Below are 19630 nucleotides of genomic sequence, written 5' to 3'. Positions count from 1 at the left end.
GCCAATGCGACATTTCCGCTCTCTGACCGATTCCCAGTCCGCCCAGCTCTTCCACCGCCTTCCGCAGGAGGTCACCACCGCCAGCACGCCAGCATTTCTCGCGGTGGCATTGGGCGGCACCTTATACACCCCGGCCAATCGGCTGGACCTTGTCAAGGATGTGCTGCGGCAGCGTGATTTGGGCTGCGTGTCCATGGTGCTGTGCCTGGAGGACTCCATCTCGGATGCCGAAGTGCCACAGGCCGAGGAAAACGTCATTTCCACCCTGCGGTCATTGGCCGGACACCAGCATGACCTCCCCTTGCTCTTTGTGCGCGTCCGCACCCCTGAACAGATGCTGTCGGTGGCCCGCCGGGCAGCCGCCGCCGCGTCACTGCTGACGGGTTTTGTGATCCCCAAGTTCGACAACGAGTCGGGCACGGGGGCCGCATTCCTGGCGGCGCTGCGCGTGGTCCAGGCCGAGTTGGGGCTCGACGGCGCGCGGGACGCCGACGGCGCGCCGGGGCGGCGGCTGCGCATCATGCCCATCTTGGAATCGCCCGCAGTGATTCACGTGGAAACCCGTGCGGCTGCGCTGACCAACATTTACGCGCTGCTGGCCGCCAACCGCGAGGACATTCTGTCCGTGCGGATAGGCGCCACCGACATGTCCAGCGCCTTTGGCTTGCGCCGCTCCCGCGATTTGACCATCTACGATGTCAACGTGGTGGCGGGGGTCATTGGCGACATTGTGAACGTGCTGGGGCGGCCGGAGGGCGGCTTTGTCATCTCAGGTCCTGTCTGGGAACACTATTCAAACACCGAACGTGTGCTGCGCCCCCAATTGCGAGTCACTCCCTTTGCGGGCCAGGGCGAACAAAAACTACGCCAGCGGATCATGACGGCCAACCTGGACACCCTGATTCGGGAGATAGAGCTGGATCTGGCCAACGGCCTGCTGGGAAAGACAGTTATCCACCCCACCCATGTGGCCTTGGTTCATGCCATGAGCGTTGTCAGTCACGAGGAATACCTCGATGCGCTGGCCATCGCCGGAAACGTTGGCGGCGGAGCGGCCGCATCCCCTTACGGGAACAAAATGAATGAGATGAAACCCCATCAAGCCTGGGCCCAACGGACCTTGTTGCGCGCCGAGGCCTTTGGTGTTGCCGCAGCCGACGTCACGTTCGTGGACCTGCTGGAAGCGAGCATGAGATGAGCACTTCCACCCCCGCCCAGCCCAACCCTGCCTGGAGTGGCGGCTTCGTTGCCGAGCAGCTCAAGGTGCGCATTCACTCGGATCCTGCCAGTGCCGTGGCAGTGCAGGATTTGGTGGGGCTGGCGCTGCGTCGCAACCCCAAGCGTGCGCACCTTTTGGTCTCCAACGTGTTGGCCAAACACGTCCCCACCGAGCCTGCCCTGGTCATTGCTGCCGGGGAGTTGTTGGGGGCTTTTGTCGCCCGGCAGCTTTCCCTGCTCACCTACGACGCCGGTGACCGACTGGCCATGCCCATCGACGCCGTGCCTGACCAAGACTTGGCGGACGCGGCCGCTGCGTTGACAACGGTTTTGCAGAGCCCGGCCGGGCACCGCCGGGAGGCCATTGCCGCCCTTGCCTCCCAGGTGGCGGGTATGCGCACCCGGCTTCCGGGCACGGTGGTCCTTGGCTATGCCGAAACCGCCACCGGCCTGGGGCGCCTGGTGGCCAACGCCCTGGGCGCCTATTACATCCACTCAACCCGCCATGCCACCCCGGGGATACCCTCCGCGGCTGGCTTTGAGGAGGGGCATTCGCACGCCACCTCGCACAGCCTGGCACCCACGGATCCACACTGGTTTGATGGGGCGGGCCCCGTCATTTTGGTGGACGACGAGCTCAGCACGGGCTCAACCGTCATCAACACCATCCGTGAGCTGCACGCCCTCATCCCCCACCCCGTCTATGTTGTGGCTGCCCTGATCGACCTGCGCAGCGACACGGACAGGGAGCGTTTCGATGCTCTGGCACAGGAGCTGGGCTGCCGCATTGCCGTGGCGGCGTTGGGCACCGGACGGGTTGAGTTGGCCGACGACATCTTGGACCAGGCAGCGGAGCTCCTGGCCAGTCTGACCCAGCCTGTTACTGCAACCGTTGAGCCCGGCCGGCTGTCCATGCTGGAACTTGCCGCGCAGGACGTGGCGCCTGTGCGCAGCGACAGATTTGGCAACGCTTCCCCGCCGCCTGCCGCCACCATTGCGCTGGTGGCAGGCCAGGTTGCGGAACATCTGAGCAGTCTGGAGTTGCGCGGACCTGTGGTTGTGGTGGGCACCGAGGAGAACATGTTCCTGCCGTTGGCGGTGGCCGACGTTTTGGCCGCCATGCTGCCGGAGATTGCGGTGCGTTTTTCCACCACCACACGGTCCCCCATTGTCCCGCTCGAACGGGATGACTACGCCATAGCCGGGGCGCTCACCTTCGCCAGCCACGACCTGACCACCGACGGCCCCGGCGTGCGCTTTGCCTACAACCTCAACGGTCCGGGCCAGCGCCCCGGCACCATTGTGGTGTTCCCGGAGCCGGGAACCAACCGCAGGGCGGTTCTGCAGGGCGATCCCGCCTCCGGCGTTCCGCCGCTGGCGGGGGCACTGCGGACGGCGGCCGACGACCTCGTGGTGGTTCTCCTTCCCGCTGATGCCCCAACCGCCAACGCCACGGAGGATCAGCCATGACCACGTTCCCGCTTCCCACACCCCTGAACGGGCCAGGCTTTGGCTCCTACGCGGCAGGCGAGGTCACCTGGTTGCTGAAGGACCTAAGCCACCTTGTCTTGGAGGCACCAACGGCCGATCGCGAACACGCGATCCAGTCCGGGGCCGCCAATTACGCCGAATCACTTCCCGTCGAATACCTGCCAAGCCCCGAATACCAGGGCCTGTACCAGGAGGCCGTGGTGCGCGCTGGGGAGCGGGTCGCCACTGCGGTGGGAGTGGTGACCGAACTGGCCCTGGCCGCCCGCCACAACGAGCCCGTGCTGGTGTCGCTGGCCCGGGCCGGCACACCCATCGGTATCTTGATGCGCCGCTGGGCCCAGCAGGTCCACGGCCTGGACCTGCCACACTTCACCATGAGCATTGTGCGCGGGGTGGGCCTAGACCAAACAGCTTTGCGGTACCTCGCCGCCAATTTTGACCCGGCCCGGATACTTTTCGTTGACGGCTGGACCGGCAAGGGCGCCATTTCACGGGAGCTGGGCGCTGCGCTGGATGCTTTCGCCGCCACCGACGGCATCCGTTTCCCGGCTGATTTGGCAGTGTTGGCCGATCCGGGGCATTGCGTTTCCATGTTCGGCACAAGGGAGGACTACCTGATCCCCTCGGCCTGCCTGAACTCCACAGTGTCCGGGCTGGTGTCCCGCACAGTTTTCAACACCGACCACATTGGCCCCCACGATTTCCACGGCGCCAAGTTCTATGCCGAACTGGCCCCGGCCGATGTTTCCAACGGCTTCCTGGACGCCATCTGTGCGCACTTTGCCGGCGTCCAGCACGCCGTCGACCGGCAACTGGCGCAGCACACAGCCGATGCCGCCGTCCCCACCTGGGTGGGCTGGCAGGCCGTGGAGCGGATCAGCACCGACTACGGGATCAACAACGTCAACCTCGTCAAGCCGGGCGTGGGCGAAACCACCCGCGTGCTGCTGCGCCGAATCCCGTGGCGTGTGCTGGTCAACCCGGACGCCATGGAAGACGTGGCCCATGTGCTGCTGCTGGCCGAACAACGCGGGGTCCCCGTGGAGCAGGTCACCGACCTGCCCTACAGCTGTGTGGGCCTGATTCACCCCCAATTCGACAAAAGCGCCGTGGGCGCCGACGGTAAGGCAGTGCACAACGCATGAACACCCCTATCCTTGTAGCCTGCGATCTTGACCGGACGCTCATCTACTCCAAACACGCACTCTGGCTGACGGGGGCCGACAAGGACGCCCCGGCCATGGTGGTTGCCGAAGTGTACGACGGCGCGCCCCTGTCCTACATGACCCGGGCCGCCCAGGCACACCTGCTGGCAGTTAAGGAAGCAGCCACCTTTGTGCCGGTCACCACTCGCACACGGGCCCAATATGAGCGCGTGCAACTGCCCGGGTCCATCCCCGACTACGCCATCACCTCCAACGGCGGTGTGCTGCTCCACCACGGAGTGCCCGACGCCGCCTGGCACGCGCATCTCACGGCCAAGATGGCAGCGGATTGCGCCCCGCTGGAAACCATTGAGGCGCACCTGGCCAACCCCGATTTTGCCGGCTGGATCCTGCGCCTGCACCGTGCCGAGGATCTCTTTTCCTACGCCATCATTGACCGTGCCGAAATGCCCGCCAATTTCCTGACCGAGCTGGAAGGGCTGTGCACGGCCGCTGGCTGGACAGTGTCCGTGCAGGGCCGCAAACTCTATTGCGTCCCCGTGCCCATCAACAAGACCGACGCACTGGCCGAAGTTGCCCGCCGCACAGGCGCCACGACAGTCATTGCCGCCGGCGACTCCCTCTTGGACCTGGACATGCTCGCCGACGCCACTCTCGCCTTCCGCCCCCTCCACGGAGAACTGCACGATGTGGGATACCAGGCAGCCCATCTCCGCCTCACCTCGGTGCGCGGCATCCTGGCGGGCGAAGAAATCCTGCGCAGCATCCTGGCCGAGGTCACCGCCGGCTGAGCCGCTTGCCACCCAACTCAACTGCCGTGACTATGCAGATAATGCCCTCCGACAGCTTTTTGAGGGCGTTATCTGCACAGTCACAGACTCCTCGCGGGGCGAATCGTTGGCCGGAGAGCCGGGGAGTGCTCGAGACCGACGGTGTCGGTGGTTGGCGGTAGGCTGGACGTTCACCGCCATCCGTTATCTGGGGAGAACTCTGTCTTGTCGGCTTTGCGCACTACCCGTTCCGTTGGGGCCACCGAATTCATTATGGGTTCGCTCCTGGCTTCCGTATTATTCCTAGGCACAGCGTGCGGCAGCGCCCCGGCACCCGCAGGCGCGCCGGCGTCGAGCCTGCCAACCCAGAGCGCCACGAGCGAACCTACAGCGACGCCAGCCGACAACGCAGCGCTCGATACGGAGTTGGTCCCGGATGCCGGCGGCGCCGATCTGGCCGCCAACAGCCAGCCTGCGTTTGCGGCCAAGGCTGTAGCTGTTCTGGCCACACTTCCCATCAAGGGCCGGGCACCCAAGACGGGCTATAGCCGGGAAGAGTTTGGCCAGGCGTGGGCCGATGTTGACAGGAACGGTTGCGACACACGCAACGACATCCTCAAGCGTGACCTGGGCGCCAAAACGTATAAGCCCGGAAGCGGCGAATGCGTGGTGCTGACGGGCGTTTTGGCGGATCCCTACACAGCCACCACCATCGATTTTGTTCGTGGTTCGGCCACCAGCAGCGCGGTCCAGATTGACCATGTTGTGGCGCTCAACGACGCCTGGCAAAAGGGCGCCCAGCAGCTCAGCGTTGCCCAGCGCACTGCACTTGCCAACGATCCGCTGAATCTTCTGGCCGCGGACGGCCCCGCGAACCAACAAAAGGGCGCCAGTGACGCATCAAGCTGGCTACCCCCGAACAAGAGCTACCGCTGCGACTATGTGGCGCGGCAGATTTCGGTCAAGGCCACCTACTCCCTCTGGATAACGCAAGCCGAGCACGACGCCATGGCGAAGGTCCTGGCGGGCTGCGCGGCCGTTGAGGTGCCCACCAATCAAGCCGACCCCACTGCGCAGAAGTCGGTGAAGCCGGTCATTTTGCCGCCCCCGGCTCCGGTGGTTCCCGTAGCGCCAGTTGAGGCTGCTCCCGCCCCGCCCGCTGCTGTGCCACCTGCACCCCTGGTCCAGGCCCCGGGTGTTTTCTACCAGAACTGCGCGGCCGTTCGCGCCGCAGGAGCTGCGCCCATTCGTGCTGGCCAGCCGGGGTACAGCAAAAAACTGGACCGCGACGGCGACGGCGTGGCCTGCGAATAGCGTTTTGCGGCCGCGGGACACTCTTCTGCACAGTATGTGAGATTTGCTCTAGCAACTATTCCAGTAGTAGCTAAAATTGGTGTGTGGGCTCGCACAGTGACCAGCCGCTGGTCCCAGCAGTGTGGCAACGCCACGACACGGAAATCTTGCCGTTGTGGCGTGAGCGGCTGTGCGCCGAAATGGGCCCCACCGTGGCGAGCCGCTACGCCGCAGGATTGTTTTTTGAAGACAGGCGCCGGCCCATCGCCCAGTGGTTCAACCCGGCCCTGGGTGCCGCCCTACTGGTGGGGATCGAAACCTCCGCGGAGTGGCCGGTCCAGCGTTTTGGCTTGTTCTATGCCCCGGCAGGCGGTGGGGTGCTGAGGGTCCACACCACCATCCACGAGTGGTATTTGCGCACCCCCAAACAGTCCCCCACCGAGGAGGAGGCCTTCGCCCAGGCCATCAATTCTGCCGAGTCGTTCCTGCAGGTGGAGATGGATTTCATCTAGGCACCCAGCGCCATCTTGATGCCCAGGAACAGCATGACGGCGGCTATGAGCCCGTCCAGCACGCGCCAGGCACCGGGCTTGGCAAAGACCGGTCGCAGCAGTTTGGCGCCGAAGCCCAGCGCACTGAACCAGATCACGCTGCCCAGGGCCGCCCCGGCACCAAACCACCAACGCAGCTCTCCATGCTGGTTGGCAAGCGTGCCCAGCAGTACAACGGTGTCCAGATAGACGTGGGGATTCAGCCACGTCAGGGTCAGGACAGTGATGAGCGCAGCCTTCGTGCTCACGGCGCCCGTTAGGACGCTGGCATGCAGCGTCCCCGGATGCACCGCACGTTTGGCGGCAAGAACGGCGTAGCCAATCAAAAATGCCGCCCCGGCCAGTCTGATCACCACAACAACCGCAGGCAAGGCGGTGATCACGGCACCAATTCCAACGATCCCGGCCGCAATCAGGATGATGTCGCTGAGCATGCAGACCAGGACCACCAGCCCCACATGCTCACCCCGAATGCCCTGCCGGAGCACAAACGCATTCTGGGCGCCGATGGCGATGATGAGAGCCAGTCCGGCCCCAAGGCCGGTGGCTACGGTGGTGAAAAGATCCAGTGGCGTCATAAGTAATGAAGCTACTAGGCTTGGCATGGACAGTACAGCTAATTATTTTGATCCTACATAAGGAAATCTAATGGTGGCTTTTCAGACGGAGCAGTTGCGTACTTTTCTGGCAGTGCTGGACCACGGCACCTTTGACGCCGCCGCCGGGGCGCTGCACGTCACCGCGTCTGCTGTTTCCCAACGAATTAAAGCCATGGAGCAGGCCGCCGGGCAGGTCCTGTTGCAGCGCAGCACTCCCGTTGCGGCCACGGCAGCGGGCGCCGTAGTGCACAAGCTGGCCCGCCAATTGAGGCAGTTGGAAGCGGATGCGGCGGCGGAATTGGGGCTGACGGCCGGCAATCAGAGCGCTGTTGCCATGGTGGTCAACGCCGATTCCCTGGCCACCTGGTTCATGGACGCCCTGGCCGCCGTGCCGCGCGCCGAGGGCATGACCTTTGAGGTGGTGCGCGAGGACGAGCACCACTCCGTGGCCCTATTGCGCTCCGGCGAGGTCATGGCGGCGGTCACCGCCTCCGCCGATCCCGTGCAGGGCTGTTCGGTGGTGCCGCTGGGTTCCCTGAACTACCGTGCAGTTGCCTCGGCCAGCTTCATGCGCCGGTGGTTTCCGGAGGGGTTCTGCGCCGAACTGCTCGCCGCAGCCCCCGCCGTCCAGTTCGACCGCACTGACACCCTGCAGAGCTCCTTCTTTGCGACCATCACCGGCACACCGCTCCTGGGCGCCCAGCACTTCATCCCCGACACCCTCCAGTTCGCCCGGGCTGTTGCCGCGGGGCTGGGCTGGGGGCTCATGCCGGAGTCCCATTGCCGGGCCGGACTGGATGCGGGAACGCTTGTTGAGCTGGTGCCGGGCCATATCTCCAGCGTTCAGTTGTTCTGGCAGCGTTGGAAAGTTGATTCAGCCGCCCTGGACATGCTCAGCCACGCTGTGTGCACCACGGCGGCTGCCGCACTCCAGCCGGGCGGAGCAGCGTTGCGCTGACCGTGTCCGGCGCCAGCTCTGGCACACTGGTTTAGCTTGCCCCTTCATCAGGGGGCACATTGTGCCACCCCAGCTGCCACGCAAGGATCCACTCCATGAGCACCATCTCCCTCCAGCGCCGCAACCAAAGCGTGCTGGTCATTGGCCAGCTGCTGTCAGGGGTGGGCGTTGCCTCAGGGGTGGCCGTGGGCGGCATCCTGGCGGCCCAGCTGGCGGGCACCACCGCGGCGTCGGGCTTTGTTCAAACGGCCGCGGCCCTCGGTGCCGGGCTGGTCGCAGTGCCGCTGGCCAACCTGGCCGTCCGTGCCGGGCGCCGTTGGGCCTTGAGCACAGGCTTTGCCCTGGGCGCCGTGGGTGCTGCCCTGGTGCTGCTGGCTGCGGCCCTTGGCCAGTTCTGGCTCATGGCCGCTGGCATGATGTTCTTTGGTTCGGCCACGGCTGCGGGACTGCAGGCACGCTACGCGGCAGTGGACGGCGCCGCGCCGGAGAAGGCCGGGCGCGCCATGGCCATCGTCATTTGGGCCACCACTGTGGGGTCGGTGGCCGGACCCAACCTGTCCGAACCCGGGCGTCTGATGGGTGTCAATCTTGGCCTTGTGCCCCTGTCCGGACCCTTCATCTTCTCCCTCGTTGCTTTCGTGACGGCGGCCCTGGTCATTGCTGTCTTCTTTCTGACCCCACCAGCGTCAACTGGCTCCGGGCCCCGCCAGCGCGTCAAAACCCATGGGGCGTGGCGGGCGTTGCGCCTGGCCACCCATAATCCTCGGGCCCTTTTTGCCGTGGTAGCTGTCACCGGCGGGCACTCGATCATGGTGGGCGTCATGGTCATGACACCCGTTGCCATGAGCGCCCATGGTCACACCCTGGAGATCATTGGCATTGTCATCAGCTTGCACATCCTAGGCATGTACGCGGCAAGCCCGGTGTTTGGCATTCTGGTGGACAAGCTTGGGGCGGTCCCTGTGGTGTTCATTGGCTGCGGCATTTTCCTGGCAGCCATCAGCCTAGGCGCGGTGGTCGCCGACAGCAGCGATCCACTGTTAATGTCACTGGCGCTGGCCATGTTGGGACTGGGCTGGTCCGCGTGCCTGATTGGCGGCTCATCGCTACTGAACCAGTCGGCCCCCACCGAGTTGCGCGTGCCGCTGCAGGGCGCCAATGACATGATGATGAACTTTGGTGCAGCGGCCATGGCAGCCCTGGCCGGCCCCGTCCTGGCCCTGGGCGGCTTCTTCTGGGTCAACATGATGGCGCTGGCCATACTGATTCCCATGGTCGCTCTGGGTGTGCGCGCTGTGCGTTCGGCTTCGGATCCCATGTGAACGCGAGTGCTGAGAGTAGCCGCAAAAATGCCCGAGTAACCATGCATCTCGCGGCCACGGTCAGCACTCGCGCCCGGTCCGCTTACTCCCCCAAGATGTGCCGAAGGCCCTCCTCCAGGCGTGCATGCCTGAACTGGTAGCCGCCGGCCTGGATCTTGGCGGCCGACACCCGTTGGCTGGCCAACGCCAGCTCGGCTGCGCCTTGGGCCCCCAAAAGCAGTTTGGGGCCCAGCTCTGGCACTTTCAAGGCTGCGGGCCTGTTTAGCACCCTGCCCAAGGTACTGGCAAACTCCGCGGCCGTGACGGGCTGCGGCGCCACACCGTTGACGGGGCCCTGCAGTGTGGGGTCCAGCGCTGCGTGGGCAAAAATTCCGGCAATGTCATCAATGCCAACCCAGCTTTGCCATTGCCGGTCCCCCAGCGGCCCGCCGGCGCCAGCCAGATACAGCGGTAGCAGCCTTTGCAAAACGCCGCCAGCAGCCGAAAGTACTAGGCCCGTGCGCACGTTGACCACCCGCACTCCTGCCGCAGCAGCCGGCGCGCAGGCGGCCTCCCAGTCGCGGCAGACCGTGGCCAGGAAATCGCTGCCTGCAGGGTCCGTTTCCACCAGGGCTCGGGAGGAACCGTCCGCAGCCTGCGCATCGGCACCGTAGTACCCCACGGCGGAGCCGGACACCAGGGCCCGCTCCACGCCGTCGGCTGCCAGATCGGCAAGTGCCTGCGCCAGCAGCCCGGTGCCGCGAATCCGGCTTTGGTGAATGGCTTCCTTGTTCGCCTCGGTGAACCGGCCACCGATGGGGTGTCCGGCCAAATGAACCACCGCCTGGCACTGGGCCAAGGCTGCCGAATCCACGGCGCCGGCCTCCGGGTCCCAAAAAATCTCATCAGCATGCCGCGGCGCCCGGCGCACCAGCTTAAGCACCCGGTGCCCGCCGCCGGCCAGCAGGGCGCTCAGCTGGCGCCCCACCAGGCCCGAGGCGCCTGAAATGGCAAGGGTCAACGGCTCTCCGGTGTGTGCGCCATGGAATGCCAGGTCCCCCAACAGCTGACGTTCCCGGAAGGCAAACATGCGCGTCAGTTCCGCATCCATCCGTTTGTACGCCCACTCCCCGCGGGCCACGGCCGGCAGCTCGTAGCTGACCTCGTCCACCATCAGCGTGGTGCCGTTCTGGGCCCCGTCGGTGAACGTGTGGCGGTGGGTCCAGGCGGCCAACGGACCCTTGTCCATGACGTCGGTAAAACTCGATCCGGGCACCAATTCCGTGTGCAGCGCATCCCAGCGGATCTCCGGCCGCGTCCACTTCTTCGCCGCCAGCGCAGCCGGCAGCAGGCCCCGCAGGCTGCCCGCGGCCGACCCCAGCCACATGCCCGCCCCGCCCGGGGCACCCACGCCCATGGCCGCCGTCGAGCCCGGATTGATGCTGTCACTCGGTTCGGCCAGGATGGTCCCAAAGAACGACGGCGTGAGCCGCACCAAGGCGCCGGGCCGGGTGAACCAGGCGAAGACTTCGTCGCGCGGATGGGGGATGGATGTTACATAGCGGAACGAGTTCATGATGCCTCCAAAGTGGGTAACACCTCCATCTTGCCCCATGCCCCAGTGGTCCTTGCGAAGGAATGTCCGTGCCCCTTGTTAGATTCAAGGTGCGCCACCCACCCGGCACGGAAGGTACTGACATGTTTCTGCTTGACTCCCCCGAGGGCGGAACCCCGCTCATCTTCTCGGCGTCGGATCTGGTGACGGCCAGCGAATGTCAGTACAAATCCTTACGGATCCTGGATGAAAAGCTGGGCAGAACAGCCAAGCCCGGTTTTGCCAGGGACGCCATGCTGGAGCGCGCCGCCGAGCTGGGCGATGCCTTTGAACACGCAATCCTTGACGAACTCATTGCTAAACACGGTCTGTGGGACCCCGCAACGGGCAAGGGTGTGAAGTCCGTTGAGCGCGGCAAGCTGAGCTGGGCGGGTCTTGCAGCCAAAAGGGATGAGACCCTTGACGCGCTGCGGACCGGGGCCGACGTGGTCTTCCAGGCCACCTTCTTTGACGGCTCCCTGGTGGGTTTTGCCGATTTTCTGGTCCGCCAACCCGACGGCACTTACGCCGTCCACGACACCAAGCTGGCCCGCCACGCCAAGGTCAGTGCGCTGCTGCAGCTGGCCGCCTACGGCGACCAGCTGCAGCAATACGGGATCCCGGTGCACCCCGTGGCCACGCTGGTATTGGGCAATCGAAGCACCAGCGAGCACCCCATGCCTGACCTGCTGCCGGTATTCCGTGAACGCCGGGACAACTTCCTGACGGTTACGGCCGCACACCGCGCCCAGCCGGAACCCGTTGCGTGGCTTCAGGAGGGTGTTGGATATTGCGGGCGGTGTGACTACTGCGCTGAACAGGTTTCCAAGCATCAGGACCTGCTGCTGGTCAACGGCATGAGCAGTTCCCAGCGACGCAAGCTCAGGGCCGCCGGGATCACCACCATCCACAAGCTGGCGGAGCTGCCCGCGCCCGAGGCCGGCCCGCTGGTGCGCCTGCGCGACCAGGCCCGGATGCAGTTGGGGCTGGAGGTGGCAGACGGGACCGCTATTGCCGGCAAGGACGCCGCCGCACATCCAATCAGTTACAAGGTGTTGCGGGGCAGCATCAGCAAGCTACCCCAGCCCAGCGAAGGGGATATCTTCTTTGACTTTGAAGGTGACCCGCTGTGGCAGGATCCCACGGATGGAAAATGGGGCATCGAGTACTTGTTCGGCTCCATCGAGGCGCCGCCAGCCGGTTCCGTGAACCCTCCGGAATTCATGCCGTTCTGGGCACATTCCCGCACCGGGGAACGTGAAGCTTTTGTGGCCTTCCTCGCCTACGTGGAAGCCCGGCGCGAAATATGGCCGGACATGCATGTTTACCACTATGCGCCGTACGAGAAGTCGGCGCTGCGGAACCTCTCGGTACTGCACGGTGTGGGTGAGGACATTGTGGACAACTGGTTGCGCACGGGTCTGCTGGTCGACCTGCTGGACACGGTGCGCCAGTCAGTGCGGATCTCCGAGTCCTCCTACTCCATCAAGAAGCTTGAACCGTTCTACATGCCGTCCGGGCGGGACGGTGACGTCACGGACGCCGGAGCCTCCGTTGTTGCCTATGCCAACTACTGCACAGCGCGCGACGCCGGACTGGCCGGGGACGCCGCCCAGGGCGCCGAAGCCGCCCGGATACTGGCGTCCATCAGCGACTACAACGAGTACGACTGCCTCTCCACCCTGCGCCTGCGCGATTGGCTGTTTGAGATTGGCGCCGCCGTCCAGATTGGCGCTTGGGCCGAGGGCAGCGGGAAACTTGAGCTGCCCAAAGAGAAACGGGACCGCTACGAACCCGAGCCTGGTGAAGCAAAGCTCAACGAGTTCGTTGCAACACTGCGGCAGGAAAAGCACCACACGTTCAGCTCCGACGAAACCGCCATTGAGCTGGTTGCGGCCGCCGCCAGCTACCACCGCCGGGAAGACAAACAGTTTTGGTGGGGCCACTTTGACAGGCTGGAGAAGGGCCCCGAGGCCTGGGTCGAGGAACGCAACATGCTCCGGATCGAGCACGTGGAAGTGGCGGAAGACTGGGCCAAGCCGGCAGACAAGCCCAGAGCACGGACGGAGAGCCGCACCCTAAAGATCACAGGCACCGCCACCGAGGGATCGGACTTCCGCCCCGGCACATCCTGGTTTGGCCTGCACAATGCCCCACTGCCGGACGGCATGGCCGAGGAGTCGGACAACCCTGCGGACGCGATGAAGCGGGGCGGGCTCTTCAACATCACGGTGTTGGAAGATATTTCAGATCCCGCAACACCGGAGCTCACCACCTTGCTGGTGAGTGAAAAGTCCACCACCAAGGCGCAGCCCTACGGACAACTTCCCATCGCCTTGACACCCAACAAGCCTGTTCCCACCGCCAGTATCCGGGCGGCCCTAGCCGAGCTGGCCAACACCGTGGGCAGCAACCTTCCGCATCTGCCGAACCACCCCGGCCTGGAGATCTTGCGCAAGGCCACGCCCCGGCTGGCCGACGGCGGCGCCCTGCCATCCGCCGTCGTCCACAGTGACGGGCACACCGCCCGGGAACACGACTACATCGCCGCCATCACCTCTGCTGTGCGGGATCTGGACAGTTCGTACCTGGCTGTTCAGGGCCCGCCCGGCACCGGCAAGACCCATGTTGGCTCCCAGGTGATCGCGAATCTGATCAACGAGGGCTGGAAGGTTGGCGTGGTGGGGCAGTCGCACGCCGTGGTGGAGAATTTGCTCCGCAAAACCATCGAAGTCGCGGGCGTGGACCCTGAGCGGGTGGGCAAGAAACTGTCAGCGCCGCACGAAGTACCGTGGAAAATTACCGACGACTTGCAGTTTGCCACGCTCCTCAACAGTTCCGATGGCGCGCTGATCGGCGGCACTGCCTGGACCATGACGGGTGCCAACGTGCCGTCCGGGTCGCTGGATCTGCTGGTGATTGACGAGGCCGGGCAGTACTCGCTGGCCAACACCCTGGCCGTGGCACAGTCCGCCAAACGACTATTGCTGTTGGGCGATCCACAGCAGCTCCCCCAGGTCACCCAGGGTTCGCATCCGGCACCCGTGGACGAATCGGCACTGGGCTGGCTGTCGGCAGGCCACGCCACGCTGCCCGAGGAACTGGGCTACTTCCTGGCCGATTCCTGGCGCATGCACCCCGATTTGTGTGCCGCTGTGTCCCGGCTGAGCTACGACGGCAAGCTGGCCTCGGCACCTGCAGCATCCCAGCGTCATTTGGCGGGCCGCGCGCCCGGGGTGGAGACAGTTTTCGTCGCCCAGGCCCCGGACAGTGGCAGGGAAAACAAGCAGTCCTCCCCCGAGGAGGCTGCCGAGGTGGTGGCGCAGGTAAGGGCCCATCTTGGGCTGCGCTGGACGCCCGGCGAAGGCGGGGACCCGCGCCCGCTGGGGCAGGAGGACCTCCTGGTGGTGGCCGCCTACAACGCGCAAGTCCACCTGGTCCGTGGCGCGCTGGATGCGGCAGGGCTCACGGGCGTCAAGGTTGGCACCGTGGACAAGTTCCAGGGGCAGGAGGCGCCTGTGGTGTTGGTGACCATGGCGTGTGCCGATCCCACCGGCGCTCCCCGCGGGATGGAGTTCCTGCTGAACCGGAACCGCATCAACGTGGCGGTTTCCCGCGGCCAGTGGCGGGCGGTCATCATCCGCTCCCCTGAACTGAGCAACTTCATGCCGGGCCGCCCGGAAGGCATGGCTGAGTTGGGCGCCTTCATCGGCTTGTGCAACGCAGCCAACGCAGCCACAGCCGCTCGCGCGGCAGCAGCGCCCGACGGGGACGCCATGGCATGATCACGTACATGGACCACTTGACTTCCAGCCGCAGACGGCACCGGCAACTTCGCATCCTCAGCATGGTCCTATGCGGCGCAGTGGCCACTGTTTTGACGGGCCTGCTGGGGGCGTGGGTCTACGCACCGGCTGTGGGCTGGACTGTTGCAGCGCTCATCTACAACGCCTCCGTGTGGCTCACGATTGCCACGATGGATGCCCGGCGCACGGCCGCGCACGCTGTGGCGGAGGACCCGGGGCTGCGCACCTCGGATCTGCTGATCCTGCTGGCGGCGATAGGCTCGCTGGCCGCCGTCGTTCTTGTTATCGAGGGCAGCAAGGATGCGGAAGGGGCTGGCCGGTTCCTGCTGGCCCTGTTGGCCATGAGCGCCACGGCCATGTCCTGGCTCCTGGTCCACACCCTGTTTACGCTACGGTACGCCGAGATTTACTACAGCGGCGAGCCCGGCGGCATCGACTTCAACCAGGACGAGCCGCCCCAGTACACGGACATTGCGTACATGGCTTTCAGCGTGGGCATGACCTACCAGGTGTCGGACACCAACATCACCACCCGGCCCATGCGCTCGGCGGCGCTCCGGCACAGCCTGCTCGCCTTTGTGTTCGGCACGGGCATTTTGGCCACCACCATCAACCTGGTGGTCAGCCTGGCCAGTTAACTTTTTTAGACGGCCGCCCCGAAGAAGGTCTCCGCGATCCGCGCCAGGTGGAAGGGATCGGCAACGCCGCACAATTCCCGGGCCGAATGCATGGACAGCAGCGGCGTCCCCACATCAAGGGTACGAATTCCAAGGCGGGTGGCCGTCAACGGGCCAATCGTTGAGCCACAGGGAACACCGTTGTTGGAGACAAACTCCTGGTACGGCGCACCGGCGGTGGCGCACAGGTTTGCCCAAATGGCAGCACCCACAGCATCCGTGGCATAGCGCTGGTTAGCATTGATTTTCAGCAGCGGGCCGCCATTGAGCACGGGAAGGTTCGCCGGATCATGCCGCTCACCATAGTTGGGGTGGACGGCGTGGCCGGCGTCGGCCGAGATGCACAGGGAATCAGCAAAGGCGCGGCGCCGGTCACTGACGCTGGCGCCCAAACCATCAGAGACCCGGGTCAGGATGTCCTCCAGGATGGGTCCGCACGCTCCGGAGCGGGACGCCGAACCGATTTCCTCATGGTCAAAGGCTGCCAGGACTGGGATAACCGGCGCACCATCAGCCTGCGCAGCACCGGCGGCAATGAGAGCCACAACGCCTGCATGCACCGAGGTCAGATTGTCCATCCGCCCGGCGGCAAAGAACTCATTATTGGCACCGAAGATCGCACCGGGCTGCGTATCTGCCACCACAATGTCATAGCCACCAATGGTTCTTGCCTCCACCCCTGCCCGGCTTGCCAATAGGCCCAGGAGGTCGTCGTTGGCAGGGTTGCCCTGGCCCCAAATGGGGTTCATGTGCACTTGCTTATCCAGCTTGAGTCCGTCGTTGCTGCTGCGGTCCAGGTGGATGGCCAGCTGCGGGAAGCGCAGCAGAGGCCCGGTGGCCACCAGCGTTTCGGTGCCGTCGAGGTCCACCAGGCGCCCGGCAAATTGCAATTCCCGATCCAGCCAGGAGTTGAGCAAGGGTCCGCCATACACTTCAACGCCGGCCTGCAGCCACCCGTAGCGCCCAGTAGTGGGTTTGGGTTTGAGTTTGAACGACGGCGAATCCGTGTGCGCACCCAGAATGTTGAACCCCGTGGTGGCGGTGGCGTTTTCCGGCACCACCCAGGCGATGATGGCGCCGTCGCGGATCACAAAGAATTTTCCGTGCGTGGGCCAGTGCGCCGACTCCATCAGCTGGCTGAACCCCGCAGCCTCCAGCCGGCGGCCTGCCTCGTGCGCTGCGTGAAAGCTCGACGGCGACGCCTCAATGAAGTCGCGAAGGTCCAGGATGTGCTCAACAGAAGTCATGCTTCGATTCAATCACGAGGCTGTCAGTAATCAGGATTACTGGGGATGACCATGCCAGTTTCATAGGCGTACACCACCACCTGCACCCGGTCCCGCAGATGCAATTTCGTCAGGATTCGGCGCACATGGGTCTTCACGGTGGCTTCGGAGAGGAACAATTTGTGCGCAATCTCAGCGTTGGAAAGCCCCTGGGCAATGCACTGGGCCACCTCCAGCTCCCTCGGGGTGAGATCCTCCAAGAGCGGGTCGGGTTGGTGGGCCGGGCGAGGCGGACGGCTGCGCACAAAGTTCTCCAACAACCGCTGGGTGACCCGTGGTGCCACCACGGCGTCGCCACTGGCCACCAGTCGCACGGCTTGCACCAGCTCCTGCGGGGCCACGTCTTTGAGCAGGAACGCGCTGGCGCCGGCCTGCAGGCCCGCAAAGGCGTACTCATCCAAATCAAAGGTGGTCAAAATAATGACCCTGGCCTCCGACGGCGATGCACTGATCTTCCCGGTGGCCTCAATGCCGTCCATGAGGGGCATGCGAACGTCCATGAGCACCACATCCGGTGCCAGGCGCTCCACGGCGGCCAGCGCTTCAACGCCGTTGGAGGCCTCGCCAACAACGTGCAGGTCCGTTTCCCCTTCAAGAATCAGCCGGAAGCCCATCCGCAACAACGGCTGGTCGTCCACCAGCAGCACCTTGATTGCATCCACAGTGTTCTCCCCCAATATTTCTGTCATGACGCACCTTCACTTGGGTGCAAAACTACCTCGACCAGCCAGCCGCCCCGCGGCAACGGCCCGGCGCTGACAGTTCCACCATAGATGCCCGCACGCTCACGCATGCCCACAATGCCGCTGCCGGTACCCATGGAGGCATTCATGGTTCCGTGCCCGTCGTCGCTGATCCGCACTGTCAGTTCCCCCTGGTCCACGTTGTTCTCCACGATCACCTGAACCCGTGAAACGGCCGTCCCATAGCGCAGCACGTTGGTCAATGATTCCTGCACAATCCTGTAGACGGTCAGCTCCAGGGACGGATCGGATGGCAGCGGCGGACCTGATTGTGTCAGCGCCAGTGGCAGTCCCGCCTGCCTGAAACCCTCAATCAGGGCGCCCATATTGGTGTGGTCAGGCTGTGGGGACCGGTTGGTGCCGCCATCCTCACGCAAGACACCCAGAACGCGGCGCATGTCGCTCAGGGCTGTGCGCCCCGTCTGGGAAAGCTGGTCCAGGACCTCGCCCGCCTTGGCGGGATCGCGCTTGACCACCACGGCTGCGCCGTCGGACAAGGCCACCATGACCGTGAGCGAGTGCGCCACAACGTCATGCATTTCCCGGGCAATCCTGTTCCGTTCGGCAACTGAGGCAAGTTGGGCGTTGCGGACGGCCCACTGGCGTAGTTCAGCCTCGTGTTTGCGACCGCTACGCACGGAGGCGCCAATTCCCGCGGCAATGATGTTGGCCAGCGGCATCATGATGGCGGAAATGATGGAGGTTTCAGTTGCCGAGGGGCCGTCAGCCACAAGGTACTCGCTGGGGAATTGGTAGATAAAGAGGGTGTACAGGCTCAAGGGAACGGCCGCCGCCACCGCCAAGGTGAAACTGAGCAGGGGCCGGTATGCGACTGCCACGGCATACAGGGCAAACCAGATACTGATGCCGATGTTGCCGGAATTGGGCACCACGGCAATGTTGAGGAGCTCAAAAACGGAGAGGATGGCCAGCACGGCAAGGGGTTTGTCGCGGCGGAACATGAGCACCGTGGCCGAGGCCCCCACAATGACAAAGTGGGCGGTCATGTTCAAATCGGCACGGGAGCTCAGGAAGATGCCGGAGCCTGCCAAAAGGTACGCAAAAACCACCACCACATCCATGATGCGGGGGTGGTTGTACAGATAGGTTCGCAGCTTGCCGCGGCGGCGGGCCGAAAATTCATCGGCCCGCCGTTGCGCGGAAGGTAATTCGGCGGGGGCCAGGGCCGTTCGTTCCGCGGCCCCCGCCTGGCTTTTTGTACGCATAAGAGTGAGCCTAGGGCCTGGGAGTTGCCCCGGCCCGCCAGCGTTTCTTAGACGTCACGGGTCTTGAGGGAAATGGCTGCCGGCACTGCCAGGGCCAGTATCCAGGCCAGGAAAATCAGCCCTCCGGACAGTGGTGTGATGAAGGCGTCCTTGTCGCCAATCTCAAGCATGCGGCCACCAGCCACGCTGGGCGTGTACTGGCCCACGTACTTCCAGAAATCGCCCGGGACCAGGCCAAGCAGCTGCGTGGCGATTTCCAGCAGGAAGAACAGTGCCACCAGGACGATGATGCCGCCCGCGGAGCTGCGCAGCAGCGTGCCCAGGGAAAGTCCGGCCACGGCCACGCCGGCCACATAGAGCCCACCCATGAGAATGCTGTACAGCACCCCGTCCATGCCCAGTGAGATGTCAATGCCGAAGGAGGACAGGATGGGGATGGAGACCAAGAAGGTGGCGAAGGCCGCCACCAGGGTCAGCACGTATGAAACCACAACCAGCACAACCGCCTTCGCGAAGAATGCGGGCAGGCGTTTGGGCACCGCCGTCAGCGTGGAGCGGATCATGCCGGTGCCAAACTCCGAGGAGATCAGCAGTACGGCCAGCGCACCGATCACAAGAACACCCAGCTGCAGCCCTGCAATAGGGGTGCCGTAAATGCTGAAGCCTTGCGCGTTGGCAAGTTCCATGGCCTGCTGGAGCGTCATCTGCGGTTCAGCCGTGCCGGAGCCGGGACCCGCCGGGCCGCCGCCACCCATGATGGCGTCAACGAAGATGCCTCGCAGCCAGGCAGCCAGGGCGCCCACGCCAACCACGGCCACGAAGGTGAAGACCAGCAAAAGCTGGGTTGAGCGCAGGGACCGGAACTTGATCCATTCGCTGCGCAGCACCCCAGTAAACGTCACGGACCCGCGGCCCGCACGCTGGGGTGCGGAAATCGTCGCAGTACTCATT

At 64.6% G+C, this 19630-nt stretch carries 16 protein-coding genes; 10 read left to right on the top strand and 6 right to left on the bottom strand.

The features are described 5' to 3' along the window. The first annotated feature begins 4 nt into the window (after positions 1 to 4). From ACX80Q_RS14050 to ACX80Q_RS14025, 6 genes are all read left to right on the top strand, one after another. Positions 5 to 1198 carry an HpcH/HpaI aldolase/citrate lyase family protein gene (locus tag ACX80Q_RS14050; RefSeq protein ID WP_459331153.1) on the top strand — a complete coding sequence of 398 codons (1194 nt, stop codon included), beginning with the start codon at positions 5 to 7 and terminating at the stop codon, positions 1196 to 1198. Then, positions 1195 to 2688: a phosphoribosyltransferase domain-containing protein gene (locus ACX80Q_RS14045; protein WP_459331152.1), complete on the top strand. Its 1494-nt coding sequence runs from the start codon at positions 1195 to 1197 to the stop codon at positions 2686 to 2688. Before ACX80Q_RS14050 ends, ACX80Q_RS14045 begins: the two co-directional genes overlap by 4 nt. Continuing rightward, positions 2685 to 3854, top strand: a complete 1170-nt coding sequence (locus ACX80Q_RS14040) for a cysteine protease StiP family protein (protein ID WP_459331151.1) — start codon at positions 2685 to 2687, stop codon at positions 3852 to 3854. The genes ACX80Q_RS14045 and ACX80Q_RS14040 overlap by 4 nt, the downstream gene beginning before the upstream one ends. Next, positions 3851 to 4666: an HAD family hydrolase gene (locus tag ACX80Q_RS14035; RefSeq protein ID WP_459331150.1), complete on the top strand. Its 816-nt coding sequence runs from the start codon at positions 3851 to 3853 to the stop codon at positions 4664 to 4666. The genes ACX80Q_RS14040 and ACX80Q_RS14035 overlap by 4 nt, the downstream gene beginning before the upstream one ends. A gap of 204 nt (positions 4667 to 4870) precedes the next feature. Continuing rightward, positions 4871 to 5959, top strand: a complete 1089-nt coding sequence (locus ACX80Q_RS14030) for a GmrSD restriction endonuclease domain-containing protein (RefSeq protein ID WP_459331149.1) — start codon at positions 4871 to 4873, stop codon at positions 5957 to 5959. Between the two features lie 83 nt (positions 5960 to 6042). Continuing rightward, complete coding sequence (locus tag ACX80Q_RS14025; RefSeq protein WP_459331148.1) at positions 6043 to 6450, top strand: hypothetical protein; 408 nt, start codon at positions 6043 to 6045, stop codon at positions 6448 to 6450. On the opposite strand, the gene ACX80Q_RS14020 is transcribed toward ACX80Q_RS14025, so the two are convergent. After that, positions 6447 to 7067 carry a LysE/ArgO family amino acid transporter gene (locus tag ACX80Q_RS14020; protein ID WP_459331147.1) on the bottom strand — a complete coding sequence of 207 codons (621 nt, stop codon included), beginning with the start codon at positions 7065 to 7067 and terminating at the stop codon, positions 6447 to 6449. The genes ACX80Q_RS14025 and ACX80Q_RS14020 overlap by 4 nt on opposite strands. A gap of 70 nt (positions 7068 to 7137) precedes the next feature. Here ACX80Q_RS14020 and ACX80Q_RS14015 point away from each other — a divergent pair, with 70 nt between their 5' ends. Together ACX80Q_RS14015 and ACX80Q_RS14010 are read left to right on the top strand one after the other, a co-directional pair. Further along, positions 7138 to 8046, top strand: a complete 909-nt coding sequence (locus tag ACX80Q_RS14015) for a LysR family transcriptional regulator ArgP (protein WP_459331146.1) — start codon at positions 7138 to 7140, stop codon at positions 8044 to 8046. A gap of 95 nt (positions 8047 to 8141) precedes the next feature. Further along, complete coding sequence (locus tag ACX80Q_RS14010) at positions 8142 to 9368, top strand: MFS transporter (RefSeq protein WP_459331145.1); 1227 nt, start codon at positions 8142 to 8144, stop codon at positions 9366 to 9368. A gap of 82 nt (positions 9369 to 9450) precedes the next feature. Here ACX80Q_RS14010 and ACX80Q_RS14005 read toward each other — a convergent pair whose 3' ends face one another. After that, entirely contained in the window at positions 9451 to 10923 is a 1473-nt protein-coding gene (locus ACX80Q_RS14005; protein ID WP_459331144.1) for a TIGR01777 family oxidoreductase, read from the bottom strand. A 122-nt stretch (positions 10924 to 11045) separates the two neighbouring features. On the opposite strand from ACX80Q_RS14005, the gene ACX80Q_RS14000 reads away from it, so the two are divergent. Both ACX80Q_RS14000 and ACX80Q_RS13995 read left to right on the top strand, forming a co-directional pair. Beyond that, the gene (locus ACX80Q_RS14000) at positions 11046 to 14726 is read left to right on the top strand and encodes a TM0106 family RecB-like putative nuclease (RefSeq protein ID WP_459331162.1); all 3681 of its coding nucleotides are present in this window, start codon (positions 11046 to 11048) and stop codon (positions 14724 to 14726) included. An 8-nt stretch (positions 14727 to 14734) separates the two neighbouring features. Beyond that, complete coding sequence (locus ACX80Q_RS13995) at positions 14735 to 15385, top strand: DUF1345 domain-containing protein (RefSeq protein ID WP_459331143.1); 651 nt, start codon at positions 14735 to 14737, stop codon at positions 15383 to 15385. Between the two features lie 5 nt (positions 15386 to 15390). Here ACX80Q_RS13995 and ACX80Q_RS13990 read toward each other — a convergent pair whose 3' ends face one another. Genes ACX80Q_RS13990 through ACX80Q_RS13975 form a run of 4 tightly spaced genes read right to left on the bottom strand, consistent with a single transcriptional unit; the run spans position 15391 to position 19629 of the window. Further along, positions 15391 to 16671, bottom strand: a complete 1281-nt coding sequence (locus tag ACX80Q_RS13990) for a M18 family aminopeptidase (RefSeq protein WP_459331142.1) — start codon at positions 16669 to 16671, stop codon at positions 15391 to 15393. 23 nt (positions 16672 to 16694) lie between these two features. Next, positions 16695 to 17399 carry a response regulator gene (locus ACX80Q_RS13985; protein WP_459331141.1) on the bottom strand — a complete coding sequence of 235 codons (705 nt, stop codon included), beginning with the start codon at positions 17397 to 17399 and terminating at the stop codon, positions 16695 to 16697. Then, a complete protein-coding gene (locus ACX80Q_RS13980) occupies positions 17396 to 18679 on the bottom strand; it encodes a sensor histidine kinase (RefSeq protein WP_459331140.1) in 1284 nt (427 codons plus the stop codon). The genes ACX80Q_RS13985 and ACX80Q_RS13980 overlap by 4 nt, the downstream gene beginning before the upstream one ends. A gap of 47 nt (positions 18680 to 18726) precedes the next feature. Beyond that, positions 18727 to 19629, bottom strand: coding sequence for an ABC transporter permease (locus ACX80Q_RS13975; protein ID WP_459331139.1), 903 nt, complete (start codon positions 19627 to 19629; stop codon positions 18727 to 18729). Between the last annotated feature and the right edge of the window lies 1 nt (position 19630).

Source organism: Arthrobacter sp. HLT1-20 (assembly GCF_054510895.1).
The sequence above is the reverse complement of the archived record's forward strand: the minus strand, read 5'-3'. Positions and strand labels throughout refer to the sequence as shown.